Source organism: Streptomyces sp. 8K308, from assembly GCF_004348315.1.
Lineage (GTDB): Bacteria > Actinomycetota > Actinomycetes > Streptomycetales > Streptomycetaceae > Streptomyces.
Genome location: NZ_SMKC01000208.1, coordinates 1 through 12,318 on the forward strand (window position 1 = coordinate 1; position 12,318 = coordinate 12,318).

General features: G+C 75.0%; 12 protein-coding genes. 2 read left to right on the forward strand and 10 right to left on the reverse strand.

Going from position 1 to position 12,318, the window contains the following annotated elements; genetic code table 11:
* Window positions 1-359 precede the first annotated feature (359 nt).
* From E1265_RS24240 to E1265_RS24265, 6 genes are all read right to left on the reverse strand, one after another.
* Window positions 360-1,736, reverse strand: coding sequence for an 8-oxoguanine deaminase (locus E1265_RS24240; RefSeq protein ID WP_132933121.1), 1,377 nt, complete (start codon window positions 1,734-1,736; stop codon window positions 360-362).
* Between the two features lie 14 nt (window positions 1,737-1,750).
* A complete protein-coding gene (gene pucL / locus E1265_RS24245; protein WP_243741075.1) occupies window positions 1,751-2,668 on the reverse strand; it encodes a factor-independent urate hydroxylase in 918 nt (305 codons plus the stop codon).
* A gap of 14 nt (window positions 2,669-2,682) precedes the next feature.
* Window positions 2,683-3,516 carry a 2-oxo-4-hydroxy-4-carboxy-5-ureidoimidazoline decarboxylase gene (gene uraD / locus E1265_RS24250; protein WP_132933122.1) on the reverse strand — a complete coding sequence of 278 codons (834 nt, stop codon included), beginning with the start codon at window positions 3,514-3,516 and terminating at the stop codon, window positions 2,683-2,685.
* 32 nt (window positions 3,517-3,548) lie between these two features.
* Window positions 3,549-3,932 (reverse strand): helix-turn-helix domain-containing protein, encoded by a 384-nt coding sequence (locus E1265_RS24255; RefSeq protein WP_132933123.1) that lies wholly within the window; start codon window positions 3,930-3,932, stop codon window positions 3,549-3,551.
* Complete coding sequence (locus E1265_RS24260; RefSeq protein WP_132933124.1) at window positions 3,929-4,210, reverse strand: hypothetical protein; 282 nt, start codon at window positions 4,208-4,210, stop codon at window positions 3,929-3,931. Before E1265_RS24260 ends, E1265_RS24255 begins: the two co-directional genes overlap by 4 nt.
* 128 nt (window positions 4,211-4,338) lie before the next feature.
* The gene (locus tag E1265_RS24265; protein WP_347877240.1) at window positions 4,339-4,806 is read right to left on the reverse strand and encodes a DUF5955 family protein; all 468 of its coding nucleotides are present in this window, start codon (window positions 4,804-4,806) and stop codon (window positions 4,339-4,341) included.
* A gap of 270 nt (window positions 4,807-5,076) precedes the next feature.
* Between E1265_RS24265 and E1265_RS24270 the strand changes: the two genes are divergently transcribed.
* Together E1265_RS24270 and E1265_RS24275 are read left to right on the forward strand one after the other, a co-directional pair.
* The gene (locus E1265_RS24270) at window positions 5,077-5,781 is read left to right on the forward strand and encodes a hypothetical protein (protein WP_132933125.1); all 705 of its coding nucleotides are present in this window, start codon (window positions 5,077-5,079) and stop codon (window positions 5,779-5,781) included.
* 186 nt (window positions 5,782-5,967) lie between these two features.
* A complete protein-coding gene (locus tag E1265_RS24275; protein ID WP_132933126.1) occupies window positions 5,968-7,272 on the forward strand; it encodes a hypothetical protein in 1,305 nt (434 codons plus the stop codon).
* A gap of 16 nt (window positions 7,273-7,288) precedes the next feature.
* On the opposite strand, the gene E1265_RS24280 is transcribed toward E1265_RS24275, so the two are convergent.
* From E1265_RS24280 to E1265_RS24295, 4 genes are read right to left on the reverse strand one after another with little or no spacing between them, the layout of a single operon-like run.
* Entirely contained in the window at window positions 7,289-8,428 is a 1,140-nt protein-coding gene (locus E1265_RS24280; RefSeq protein ID WP_132933127.1) for an XdhC/CoxI family protein, read from the reverse strand.
* Window positions 8,428-10,878 (reverse strand): xanthine dehydrogenase subunit D, encoded by a 2,451-nt coding sequence (pucD, locus tag E1265_RS24285; protein ID WP_132933128.1) that lies wholly within the window; start codon window positions 10,876-10,878, stop codon window positions 8,428-8,430. Before pucD ends, E1265_RS24280 begins: the two co-directional genes overlap by 1 nt.
* A complete protein-coding gene (locus E1265_RS24290) occupies window positions 10,875-11,363 on the reverse strand; it encodes a (2Fe-2S)-binding protein (protein WP_132933129.1) in 489 nt (162 codons plus the stop codon). Before E1265_RS24290 ends, pucD begins: the two co-directional genes overlap by 4 nt.
* On the reverse strand, window positions 11,363-12,301 hold the full coding sequence (locus tag E1265_RS24295; RefSeq protein ID WP_132933130.1) for an FAD binding domain-containing protein: 939 nt from the start codon (window positions 12,299-12,301) through the stop codon (window positions 11,363-11,365). The genes E1265_RS24290 and E1265_RS24295 overlap by 1 nt, the downstream gene beginning before the upstream one ends.
* Between the last annotated feature and the right edge of the window lie 17 nt (window positions 12,302-12,318).

The window sequence follows — 12,318 nt, forward strand, 5'->3', positions numbered from 1 at the left end:
GCACCCGGCCCAACGCCTCGCCCACGTCGTCCGCGAACGTCTGCAGCTGGTCGGCCAGCGTGCGGACCTCGTCCGGGTCGCCCGGGGTCGGATCCGATTCCATGTCGACTGGAGACCAGTCAGCCGGACGTGACATGGCAACTCCAGGCACTCGTACAACTGTTGCCGCACACAGTAGAACGTCTGACCGAGCAGGGCTGCGGCGGCCCCGGGCGCTGTGCCGGTTGGGTCCTGTCCTGTCGATCTTTTCGGATCAGGCCTTGCTCCCCCATGCCTGGCGGCCTGGGTGGGGGGTGCCCCCATTCGCTTCGCTCAAGGCGCCCCACGCGGCGAGGTGCCGTGTATGACGGCGACAGGGCCTATGCGTCCGCGGCGATCCTGGCGAGGCGGCGGGCCTGGATGGCGGCCTCGCGGGCGATGGTCCGCTCGTCGGCGGTGAGCAGCCGGCCGTCCTCGACCACGGGCACACCGTTCACCAGCGCCAGCGTGACGGGCGCCGGCGGGCCGAAGACCAGGGCCGCGACCGGGTCGGCGATGGTGGAGTGGCCGAGCCCGTCGAGCCGCCACAGCACCACGTCGGCCAGCCGGCCCGGAGTCAGCGCCCCCAACTCGCCCGCCCTGCCCAACACCTGGGCGCCACCGTAGGTGCCGAGGCGCAGCGCCTGGCGGGCGGTGAGGGCGCGCTCGCGGTGCGGCCCGAGGCGGCTGACCAGCAGCGCGTTGCGCAGCTCGGTGTGCAGCTCGCCGCTCTCGTTGGAGGCGGTGCCGTCCACGCCGAGGCCGACCGGGACGCCGGCGGCCAGCAGGTCGGGGACGCGCGCGATGCCGGCGGCGAGGCGGGCGTTGGAGGACGGGCAGTGGGCGACGCCGGTGCCGGTGCGGGCGAAGGCTGCGATGTCGGCGTCGGTCATGTGCACGCAGTGCGCCATCCAGACATCGGGGCCGAGCCAGCCGGTGGACTCGAAGTACTCGGTGGGGCCGACGCCGAACAGCTCGTGGCAGAACCGCTCCTCCTCCACCGTCTCCGAGCCGTGGGTGTGCAGCCGCACCCCCAACCGGCGGGCCAGCGCCGCCGATTCCCGCATCAGCTCGGTGGAGACCGAGAACGGCGAGCAGGGCGCGACGACGATCCGCAGCATCGCGTCCTCGGCCGGGTCGTGGTGCTCGCGGACGGCGGCCTCGGTGGCGCGCAGCGCGGCCTCGGTGGTCTCGACGGCGAAGTCGGGCGGCAGTCCGCCCGCCGAGACGCCCCGGTCCATGGAGCCGCGGGCCGCGGTGAACCGGACGCCCAACTCGCGGGCGGCGCCGATCTCGGCGCCGAGGAGGTCGCCCGTGCCCTCGGGGAAGACGTAGTGGTGGTCCATCGCCGTGGTGACGCCGCCGCGGACCATCATGGCGAGCGAGGCGCGGGCGGCCGCGCGCACCATGTCCTCGTCGATCCTGGCCCAGATCGGGTAGAGGGCGACCAGCCAGTCGAAGAGGTTGGCGTCCTGCGCCAGGCCCCTGGTGAGCCACTGGTAGAAGTGGTGGTGGGTGTTGACCAGACCCGGGGTGGCGAGGTGCCCGGTGGCGTCGATCACCCGGACGACCCCGGCCAGTTCGGCAGGGGCCGGGCCTGGCCCCACGGACTCGATCCGGTTGCCCGCGATGACCAGGTGGCCGCGCTCGTGCTCGGTGTCCCGCTCGTCGACGGTGGCGATGGCGCAGTTCTCGATGACGGTCCTGGCGGGGGTCATGCCGGGCCTCCTGGCTACGGGGCGGTCAGGTCGACGGGGATGCGCTGCTCCGCGCCGTCCCGCAGCACGGTGGCCTCGATCAGGCCGTAGGGGCGGTCGGCCGCGAAGTAGACGGCGCCGTCTGGGCCCTCGTTGGCCAGGCCGAAGGGTTCGAGGTCGACCAGGAAGTGGTGCTTGTTGGGCAGCGAGAGCCGGATCTCGTCGACGCCGGGCAGCCCCTCGATGACCCGGGAGCCCATGGCGAAGAGCGTCTGCTGGAGCGAGTACGAGTAGGTGGTGGCGAAGGCCTCCAGGATGTGACCGCGGGCGGCGGCGTGCGCGGCGTCCCAGTCGGGGGCCGCGCCGGCGCGCTCGGTGCCGTCGTGGGCGTGGCGCCAGACGGCGGTGATGTCGGTGGCCAGGACGCGGTCGGTGGTCTCGGGCAGCGTGGTGTAGCGGTCCCTGAGGTAGCCGTGGAACTCGGAGCCCGTGGTGTTGAGGACGGTGACGCCCGCCAGGCCGCTGAGCATCTCGGCGTGCCGGCCGTCGAAGGTGACCTGGGCGGTGCGGGTGCCGCCGCCGGCGCGGACGAAGGAGTGCGCGGCCTCGCCCGGGGTGGGCACGCGCTCCCAGGCGTACTCCTCGATCCGGATCCTGGCCCGGTGGATGGTGGGCTGGCTGCCGACGAAGTGCCGGGCGAGCAGCAGGCCGAAGGCCTCTGGCGAGGCGATGCCGTGCTCGCGGGCGAAGGCGAAGACGGTGTTCTTGGTGGTGTCGGTGGTGAGGACGGCGGCGTTGTCCCCCGAACGGTGCACCGCGTCCATGTCGCCGGAGAGCGCGACGGAGACGTTGAGGTCGCGGACGTGGTGGGTGGCGCCGTCCCTGGTGACGCGGACCACCCGGGTCTCCGCCTTGCCGTACTGGTTCTGGCCGAGTCTGATCGCCGTGGTCACGGGCGTGGCCTCCTTCAGCTTCCTCGGTAGACGGAGTAGCCGAACGGGCTGAGCAGCAGTGGCACGTGGTAGTGCTGGCCCGGCTCGACGGCGAAGACGGTGGCGACCTCGGGGAAGAAGGCCGGGTCCGGCTCCCGGTGGGCGGCGACGGCGAAGGTGAGCCGCGCCTGGCGGGCGCCCCCGGGCAGCGGGGGCAGGGCGGCGCAGCGGCCGTCGGCGTCGGTGGTGGCGGCGGCGTGCACGGCCCAGGCGCCGTCGGGGGCGGCGCGGACGGCGAGTTGAACGGGGACGCCGGCGGCCGGGCGGCCGGCCGCGGTGTCCAGCACGTGGGTGGAGACGGTGGTGGTGGCCTCGGCGAGCCGGCGCAGCCGGACGGCGTTGATCTTGCCGAGCTCGGCGCGGGCGATCTCGGCCTCCGTCTCCGGCGGGTTGTGCAGCCGGGCGCGCAGCGCGGCGCGCATCCGCTCGGCGTCGAGGCCGGTGGCGCAGATCAGGAAGACGTGCCCGAAGCGCTCCTGGTAGGCGAGGTTGAGCTCGACCATCTCGGCCCTGAGCTGGTCCGACGCCTCGGCCATGCCGCGCTGCTCGCGCGCTGAGTCGGGGTCGCCCGGCTTCGGGCGCCCGATGGGCGGATGGCCGGCCAGGGCCTCGGCCAGGTCGACGGCGGAGAGGCCGGCGACCGCGCGGTCGTTGGCGGCGAACAGGGCGTCCCGGTCGGGGTGGGGGCGGCCGGCGAGCAGCGCCTCGACCCAGGCGCGCGAGGCGCACACGCGGCGCAACGCCTCGCGCGCCGCGCGCTCGTCGGCGCCGTTGAGCCAGGCGAGCCCTGGCGCCGTTGGTGACGTCATGGGGGACAGCTAAGCCGCAGCGCCCGGCGACGTCAACAGTTTGTTGAACGGTTGAGGTAGTTGTAGACGGTGAAGCGGGACACCCCGAGGGCGCTGGCCACGGTCTCGACGCCGTGCCGCATGGCGAACGCGCCACGCGACTCCAGGTTGCGCACCACCTGCTGCTTGGTCGACCGGTCGAGCTCGGCGAGCGGGCGGCCGTGGCGGCGCTCGAGATCGCCGAGCATGTGCTCGAGGGACGCGGAGAGCAGCGGCAGCCGCACGGCCGCGACGGGGGCGCCGGCCCAGGAGAGCAGCACGTCCTCCTCGCCGGCGTGCTCCGGCTCCACCAGCTCGCCGCCGATGGCGTCCACCAGCGGCCGGACGGCGGCGAGGAACGCCTCGCCTGCGGCCGGGGGTTCGGCCGGCCCGCTCATATGACCCCTTCTCCTGTGGCCGCCTCGCCGGAGGGGCCCTCCGCGAGCGCGTTGACCTGGAGCGAGATCCTGGTGGCGCCCACGGCGAGCGCCCGGCGCAGCACGGCGTCCACGGTGGCGAGCACGGTCTCGGCCGAGCCCTCCACGGTGTTGCCGAAGGGGCCGACGTCGACGGCGTCGAGCCCGGCGCCCGACACCACCTCGCGGGCGGCCAGGGCGTGCGGGGGCGGCTCGTCCAGGTCGAACGGCTCGGTCGTGAACTCGAGTCTCAGTCGCACGCCGCCAACCTAACCGCTCCGCTGGAAGCGCCGCGACGGGCCGTCTCCCGTCCGCGGCGCCGTCGTGGCCGGTCGCGCCCACGCGGCGGACCTCGCCCGAGCCGCCAGGACAACCGCGGAGCGAGTGGTCAGTGGCCGGCCGGCCAGTCGACCGGGCGCGGCAGCGCGCCGCCGTAGGGGCCGTACGACACCCCGGTCGGGAAGTCCTGCCCCACGCCGTGCGGCGGGCCGAACAGCTCGACGGCCTGCCGCAGCTGCACCACGGCGGGCGCCAGCGCGCTGACCGAACCCACGGCGCCGGCGATCATCAGCAGGGCGTTGCGCAGGGCGACGGCCTCGGGCGCCGGGTCGCTCGCGGCCGCGCTCAGCAGCGCGAGGTGGTGCTCGGCGCTCCCGCGGTCGGCCAACGCCGCGGAATAGCCGTTGAGATCGCGGCGCAGCCGCTCGATCGCGACGCGCAGGGCGCCGACACGTGGATCGGTACCGCCGGCGTGGGCGCTCGCCCAGCCGACGGGGTCGTCCCGGATCAGGTCCGGGTGAGGCTGGGCGGGGGCTCTGTGCGCCCCGCTGGCAGCCTCGGTCTCTCCTGCCGCCACTCGGCCCCTCCCTGCCCGTCGACCTCGACGACACCGCGCCCGCCTGTCGGCGGTGCGGACAGGCCCAGTAAATATCACTGTCCGCGCATCGCGCCATACGGAGTGCGAGATCGTGTGTCACATTCCCATGAACAAACCCCCGCCAACACGTCGTTTCCGGTCAACCTCGCGATGACCGGTGGCCATCTCGCGTACGAGGTCTGCCGGATCACCGTCGCGTCCGGGACACTGAGAGAATTGTGCCGAGAAGTTCCGCCCCCGGAGCGATAGATGGCGAAATCCGTGCCAGTGCGCTGCCCGGCGTGCCACCGCGAGCACGCCTATGTGCCGCCCGAGTTCCCGTGCGCCTGTGGCGCGCCGGTCAGCGTGGCGCCCGTGCACGCCGGGGCGGCCGCGGCCGTGCCGGTGCGCCACCGGTCCTGGGCGGGTTCGTGGACTGAGGTGGACTGCGGCGCCTGTGGCCGTTCCGGGCAGTGGCCGCAGCCGCAGTTCGACTGCCCCTGTGGGGTGACGGTGCGCCTGACCCAGGTTGACGAGATTCCCACGGCGCCGCGTCGCGAGCACGACGGGCGGCCACGGTTCGAGCCATTGACGATCAGGACGGCCCCCGACGCGGCGGCCGGCGCCGCGCACTTCCTGCGCTGGCTCGGCTTCCCCGAGGTGCGGGCCACGGTGCCACGCGCGGCCGCCGGCGTGGCCCTGCGCGGCTTCGGCGTGGTGGGCCTGGTCGACCCGACCACGCTGCCGACCGGGCTCCGCCCGCTGGAGACGCTCTGGCTGCACGGCCTCGCCGAGTCGGCGGTCCCGGTCGCGTTCTCGCTCGCCGGCTACGACCGGGCGGCGCGGGCGCGCGCCGACGAGTTGCGGCTGCCGCTTTTCGTGCTGGACCTGACGGGCACCCCGCAGCCGGTGAACGACCCGGCCGAGGAGCTGCTCAGGACCGGCGCGGACGGCCGACGGCCTCCGGACCGGTAGGCCGGGCCCGCTGACCGCTCGTCGGGCACCGCCCCGGGCCGCGGCGCCGCACGGGACCTCAGAAGTCCCTCAACTCCCGGGCGTTCGCGGCTTCGCTCCTGTTACCGTGAGCCGCCGCGCGCGGCGCGGCCGCCGGCCGACCGACGCGGTGGCCTGCGACGTCCTGGAGAGACGCACGGGGTGAGGATGCGTTACGAGGGCTTCACCGTCGAGGATGTCAGGCGGTCACTCGACGAGGGGGCGGGGTCGAACCCCTGGGACAGCGGCGAGTCCTTCCTCCGCGAGATCGACCCCGAGGACATGGGCGAGACCGCGCTGGTCTACGCCAGGGCCGCGGGCGAGGCCCGGGGGGCGGGCGAACTCGCGAAGCTCTCCGACCGGTTGGCGGCCGACTCGGGGGCGCGGGACGGCGTGTCCTTCGTCGAGGCGGAGGAACGCCTCGAGGAGACCGGACGCGGGCTCGCGGGCCGGGGCGAGGGCCTGTCCGAGGTGGTGGACAACCTGCGGCTCTCGATGGCGGACGCCGTGGACACCCGTGCCGCGGTGCGGAGCTGCCTGCACGACGAGGACGGGCTCTACGCGACGACGCGGCGTCACATCGCCGAGGCCAGGCGCCAGTGGGAGCAGTCGCGGGACGCGGAGCTGTGCGTGCCCGACGATCTCCCGGAGCGGATCGTGGAGTTCCACAAGCAGGCGGCGGTGGACGACGCGCGGGCCATCGGGGAACGGATCTCCGACGCCATCGGCTCCTACCGGCTGCGGCTCTTCGCCCGCGCCGGCGAACTCCTCGACCAGGGCTACGACGTGACGGACGGCGCGCTCGACCTGTGGCTCACCCCGGAGAACGCGCGCTACGTCGCCCAGGGCGTCCGGGCGGAGCTCTGGCGGGCCAGGGAGAATCCCGAGGGCGTGGACCCGGAGTTCATGCTGCGCAACCTGGAGCAGCTGCGGGCGATCGTCGAGCGCGCCAGGACCTCCTGCGACGGCTGGGGCGTGACCCCGGAGGAGTACGGCTACCTGGACGCGTTCTACGAGGAGGTGGGTGGCGGCAAGGCGTTCACCCGGCTCGGCTGGCTGCTCGAGCGGCGCGACGAGCTCGGCCTCGAACCGGGCGACCAGGGCCGGCTGACGGCGGTGACCGAGGCGTTCGCGGACGGCGTGCTGACCGCGTACGGCCGCGACACGGTGCGGATGCCCGAGTCGCTGGCCGACCTGTTCCGGGTCTACAAGGGGCGCGAGGACCAGTCATGGTGGTTCGACTTCGAGCGGTTCGGCGAGGTGATGGGGCACGCCTCGGCGAAGCCGTCGCGGCGGATGGTGGAGGACCTGGTGTCGACGGCGGTGGTGTCGTACCGGTCGCAGCACCTGAACACCGGGAGCGAGGGCGTGCTGCACGCCGCGCTGCTCAACCCGGAGGAGGCGGGCGACGTCATCCCCGGCTACCGGGAGCCGTGGGCCGACCGGAGGTTGGCCGAGGCGCGCGCGGAGTGAGCCGGCGCCCGCCCGCTCAGGCTGCGGCGCCGGCCAGGGTGTCGTGGTGGATGGGCAGGCCGCTGCCGGTGAGCGGAACGCCCGAGCCGCCGCGGCGGAGCGCGACGATCTCGGCGGCGATCGAGAGCGCGGTCTCCTCCGGGGTCCTGGCGCCGAGGTCGAGCCCGATCGGCGAGCGCAGCCGGGCGAGCTGCCGCTCGGGCACACCGGCGGCGCGCAGCCGGCGCAGCCGGTCGGCGTGGGTGCGGCGGGAGCCGAGCGCGCCGACGTAGCCGACGGGCAGCGCCAGCGCCCTGGTGAGCAGCGGGATATCGAACTTGGCCTCGTGGGTGAGCACGCAGACGGCGGTGCGGCCGTCCAACGTCCCGTGCTGGGCGTCCAGGTGGCGGTGCGGCCAGTCCACCACAACGTCGTGGGCGGCGGGGAACCGCGCCGGGGTGGCGAAGACCGGCCTTGCGTCGCAGACCGTGACCCGGTAGCCGAGGAACGCGCCGGCGCCGGCCAGCGCGGCGGCGAAGTCGACGGCCCCGTAGACCAGCATGCGCGGCGGCGGCAGGCTCGCCTCGACGAGCAGGGTGACGGGCCGGCCGCAGCGGCCGCCCTCGTCGGCCAGGTCGACGAGCCCGGTGCGGCCGGCGTCGAGCAGCGCGGCGGCCTCGGCGGCGGCGGTGCGGTCGAGCTCTGGCCGGCCGCCGAGCGTGCCGACGTGTGCGCCACCGGGCCGCACCAGCAGGGCGCCGCCGAGGAGTTCCGGCGGCCCGTCGACGATTCTGGCCAGGGCGAGCGGTTCGCCGCCGGCGGAGGCGGCGAGCGCGGCGGCCAGCGTGGCCCTGGCGGGGGTGGCCCGGCCGACCGGGGTGACCAGCACCTCGACGGCGCCGCCGCAGGTGAGGCCGACGGCGAACGCGTCGTCGGCCGCGTAGCCGAAGCGGACGCGCCGGGGCTCGCCGTCGGCGAGGGCCTCGCGGCACAGCTCGTAGACGGCGCCCTCCACGCAGCCGCCCGACACACTGCCCACGGCGGTGCCGTCGGCGGCCACGGCCAGCGCGGCGCCGGGGGCGCGGGGGGCGCTGCCGCTGACCGAGACGACGGTGGCGACGGCGAACTCCCGGCCGTCCAGGCACCAGTCCCGCAGCGTCCCGGCGAGCTCCAGCATCAGGCCGCCCCCTCGTTCCCCGGGTCGGCGTTCCCCGGGTCGGCGTTCCCCGGGTCGGCGTTCCCCGGTTCGACCAGGTGTTCCGGGCGGATCGGGACGCGGCACAGGGCGCGCCCGGTGGCCTGCCGGACGGCGGCGACGATGGCCGGGGTTGCGGAGAGGGTGGGGGCCTCTCCGATGCCGCGCAGCCCGTAGGGGGCGTGCTCGTCGGCAAGTTCCAGGACGTCGAGCGGCATGCTCGGCATGTCGAGGATGGTGGGGATGAGGTAGTCCGTGAAGGAGGGGTTGCGGATCCGGCCGTCGGCGCCGACCACGATCTCCTCCAGCACGGCGAGCCCGAGGCCCTGGGCCGAGCCGCCGTGGATCTGGCCCTCGACGGCCCGCGGGTTGATGGCCCTGCCGACGTCCTGGGCGGCGGCCAGCTCGACCACCTTGACCAGGCCGAGCTCGGTGTCCACCTCGACCACGGCGCGGTGCGCGCAGAACGAGTACTGGACGTGTCCGAAGCCCTGCCCGGTGACCAGGTCGAACGGCTCGGTCGGCCGGTGCCGGAACTCCAGCTCCAGGTCGATGGCCGTCTCGCCCAGCACGTCGACGAGCGAGGCGAGCACCGAGCCGTCGGCCGCGACCACCTTGCCGCCCTCGAGCCGGGGCCCGACCTCCGGCCAGCCGTGTCGCTCCCTGCCCCGGCGCAGCAGCTCGGCGCGGACGGCGAGGCAGGCGTTACGGACCGCGCCGCCGGTCATGTAGGTCTGCCGAGAGGCCGAGGTGGAGCCGGCGGAGCCGACGCTGGTGTCGGCGGGCAGGATCGTCACCCGGGTGACGCCCAACTCGGTGCGGGCGATCTGCGCGTGCACCGTGACGCCGCCCTGGCCGACCTCGGCCATCGCGGTGTGCACGGTGGCCACCGGCTCGCCCGCGATCGCCTCCAGCCTGACCCTGGCCGTCGAGTAGTCGTCGAAGCCCTCGGAGAAGCCGACGTTCTTGATGCCGACGGCGTAGCCGACGCCGCGCACCACGCCCTCGCCGTGGCCGGCGTTGGACAGGCCGCCGGGCAGCGCGCGGACGTCGACGCCTGTCGCCCCCGTCGCCGCGTCGGCGGTCTCCCACTGCCGCTCGGGCGGCAGCGGGCGCTCCCGCACGAGGCGCAGCAGCTCGGCGACCGGGGCCGGGGAGTCGACGACCTGTCCGGTGGGCATGGTGGAGCCCTGGCTCATGGCGTTGCGCCGCCGCAGCTCGACGGGGTCGATGTCGAGTGCGGCGGCGAGCCTGTCCATCTGGGCCTCGTAGGCGAAGCAGGCCTGGACGGCGCCGAAGCCGCGCATCGCGCCGCACGGCGGGTTGTTGGTGTAGAGCGCGATGGCCTCGACGTGCGCGTGGGGCACCTCGTAGGGGCCGAGGCCTAGGGAGGCCGCGTTGCCGACGACGGCGGGCGAGGACGAGGCGTAGGCGCCGCCGTCCAGCACGATGCGGGCCCGGACGTACACCAGCCGGCCGTCGCGGGTCGCGCCGTGCTCGTAGGAGAGCTTGGCGGGGTGCCGGTGGACGTGGCCGAAGAACGACTCGTGCCGGTTGTAGACGATCTTGACGGGGCGGCCGGTGCGCAGCGCGAGCAGGCAGGCGTGGGCCTGCATGGACAGGTCCTCACGGGCGCCGAAGGCGCCGCCGACGCCGGCGAGGGTGAGCCGGACCTTCTCGGGCGGCAGGCCGAGCACGGGCGCGAGCTGCCGGTGGTCGACGTGCAGCCACTGGGTGGCGATGTGCAGGTCGACGCCGCCGTCCTCGGCGGGGACGGCGAGGCCCGACTCGGGGCCGAGGAACGCCTGGTCCTGCATGCCGACCTCGTACTCGCCGGTGACCACCACGTCCGCGGCGGGCGCGGCGGCGGCCACGTCGCCGTGGATCACGGGCTGCCGGTGCACGATGTTGGGGTGCGCGACGTGGGCGGCGTGCCGGTCGGTGCGGTCGGGGTGCAGCAGGGGCGCGTCGGGCGCGGTGGCACTGGCCTCGTCGTGCACGACGGGGAGTTCGCGGTAGTCGACGCGGATCAGGGCGGCGGCGCGGCGGGCGGTCTCGGGGTGGTCGGCGGCGACCAGGGCGACGGGCTCGCCCTCGTAGCGGACCACGTCCTTCGCGAGCACCGGCTGGTCCTGGATCTCCAGGCCGTAGTGGGTGGTGGCGGGCAGGTCGGCGTGGGTGAGCACGCAGTGCACGCCGGGCACCGCGAGCGCCTCGGCGACGTCGACGGCGAGGATCCTGGCGTGGGCGTGCGGGCTGCGCAGGGTGTGGCCCCACAGCATGTCCTCGTGCCACAGGTCGGACGAGTAGGCGAACTCGCCGGTGACCTTCAGCACCCCGTCGGGGCGCTCCACCGACTCCCCCACGCCGCCCGGGCTCTCGCCGCCGAGCGCCTGCCTGGGCGGCCGGACCGTCCTGGTCTCCCGGCTCATGAGGGCTCCGCCGCGGGCACGGTGGCGGTGCGGGCGGCCGCCAGCCGGACCGCGTCGAGGATCTTCTCGTAGCCGGTGCAGCGGCAGAGGTTTCCGGAGAGCGCCTCGCGGATGTCGGCGTCCGACGGCCTCGGCAGGCGTTCGAGCAGCTCGCCGGCGGCCATCAGCAGCCCCGGGGTGCAGAAGCCGCACTGGACGGCGCCGGTCTCGTGGAACGCCCGCTGGAGCGGGGACAGTTCGTCGCCGCGCCGCAGGCCCTCGACGGTCTCCACGCTGGCCCCGTCGGCCTGGCCGGCGGCGACCAGGCAGGCGCAGACCAGGTCGCCGTCGAGGCGGACGGTGCAGGAGCCGCACTCGCCCTGCTCACAGGCGTTCTTGGCGCCCGGTAGGCCGAGCCGCTCGCGCAGCACGTAGAGCAGGCTCTCGCCTGGCCAGACGTCGTCGGCCGTGCGGGGATGGCCGTTGACGGTGAGTCGGACGCGCATCAGGCGGCCCCTTCCGCTGCTTGGTGTTCCGCTGCTTGGTGTTCCGCTGCTTGGTGTTCCGCTGCTTCGTGTCGGTGGCCGCGGTGCTCGGCCCAGGTCCAGTGCAGGGTGCGGCGGGCCAGCACCGCGATGGCGTGCCGGCGGTAGTCGGCCGAGCCGCGCACGTCGTCGATCGGGGCGCAGGCGGCGGCCGCGAGCTCGGCGAACCGCCGGGCGGCGGCCGGCGCCACGGGACGGCCGCTCTCCCAGTGGCCACCCTCGGCGAGCACGCCGGTCAGGAACTCCTCGGCCGCCCTGGCCCGGACCGGGGTCGGGGCGGCCGAGCCGATGCCGGTGCGGACGGTGCGGGTGTTCGGGTGCAGCGCGAGGGCGAAGGCGCAGACGGCGATGACCATGGCGTTGCGCGGTCCGACCTTGGCGAACTGCTGCGGGCCGTGCGCCGTGTCCACGTGCACGGCGCGGATCAGCTCGTCGGGGGCGAGCGCGTTGCGCTTGGGCCCGGTGTAGAACTCGTCGACCGGGATCAGCCGGCTGCCGCGCACCGAGGCCACCTCGACGCGGGCGCCGGCGGCCAGCAGCGCGGGGTGGGAGTCGCCGGCCGGGGACGCGGTGCCGAGGTTGCCGCCGACGCTGCCGCGGTTGCGGATCTGCGGGGAGCCGACGGTGTGGGCGGCGAGCGCCAGCGCCGGCAGCGGGCCGCGCAGCCGCTCGATGACGGTGCGGTAGGGGACGGCGGCGCCGAGCCGCACGGTGTCGGGACCCACCTCGTGGTCGCGGAGCTCGGGGATCAGGGAGAGGTCGAGCAGCCGGCCGGGCCGGCGTCGGTCGAAGTTGATCTCGACCATCAGGTCGGTGCCGCCGGCCAGCGGCACGGCGTCGGGGTGGGCCGCCTTGACGGCCAGCGCCTCCTGCCAGCCGGCCGGACGCAGGAACTCCATCAGCGTGCCTCCAGGGC

Bases quoted from the DNA above. Each gene is read 5' to 3' on its own strand.
- E1265_RS24240 (WP_132933121.1), bottom strand. From the start codon at position 1,736: ATGACCCCCGCCAGGACCGTCATCGAGAACTGCGCCATCGCCACCGTC.
- uraD (WP_132933122.1), bottom strand. From the start codon at position 3,516: ATGACGTCACCAACGGCGCCAGGGCTCGCCTGGCTCAACGGCGCCGAC.
- E1265_RS24255 (WP_132933123.1), bottom strand. From the start codon at position 3,932: ATGAGCGGGCCGGCCGAACCCCCGGCCGCAGGCGAGGCGTTCCTCGCC.
- E1265_RS24270 (WP_132933125.1), top strand. From the start codon at position 5,077: ATGGCGAAATCCGTGCCAGTGCGCTGCCCGGCGTGCCACCGCGAGCAC.
- E1265_RS24275 (WP_132933126.1), top strand. From the start codon at position 5,968: ATGCGTTACGAGGGCTTCACCGTCGAGGATGTCAGGCGGTCACTCGAC.
- E1265_RS24280 (WP_132933127.1), bottom strand. From the start codon at position 8,428: ATGCTGGAGCTCGCCGGGACGCTGCGGGACTGGTGCCTGGACGGCCGG.
- pucD (WP_132933128.1), bottom strand. From the start codon at position 10,878: ATGAGCCGGGAGACCAGGACGGTCCGGCCGCCCAGGCAGGCGCTCGGC.
- E1265_RS24290 (WP_132933129.1), bottom strand. From the start codon at position 11,363: ATGCGCGTCCGACTCACCGTCAACGGCCATCCCCGCACGGCCGACGAC.
- E1265_RS24295 (WP_132933130.1), bottom strand. From the start codon at position 12,301: ATGGAGTTCCTGCGTCCGGCCGGCTGGCAGGAGGCGCTGGCCGTCAAG.